Here is a 261-nt window from a genome sequence, read left to right as displayed (position 1 = left end):
ACGGTCGTGATCTGCGCCGACAACTCGAACATCGACACCGTGATCGTCGGTGGCCGTATCGTGAAACACAACGGCCAACTGATCCGCCTCGACTTGCCGCGGCTGCTCGAGCGGCTGTCGAACGCGCGCGACTATCTGCTGTCGCACGCCGGCGTGATTCCGAAGTGGATCCTCTCGCGGCGCGACTGACGCTTCTGCCGCGACGCGCGGTGCGACGCCCCCTCGGCAGCGCGGCTTTGACAAAATGCCCTACGCGGTGTC

General features: G+C 65.5%; 1 pseudogene. It reads left to right on the top strand.

Annotation, left to right across the window (positions count from 1 at the left end):
• Positions 1–189: pseudogene (locus ACKPVM_RS20490) on the top strand (hypothetical protein); the annotation flags it as partial.
• Between the last annotated feature and the right edge of the window lie 72 nt (positions 190–261).

The organism is Pectobacterium hainanensis (assembly GCF_046237015.1).
Taxonomy (GTDB): domain Bacteria; phylum Pseudomonadota; class Gammaproteobacteria; order Enterobacterales; family Enterobacteriaceae; genus JBJYIN01.
The sequence above is the reverse complement of the archived record's forward strand: the minus strand, read 5'-3'. Positions and strand labels throughout refer to the sequence as shown.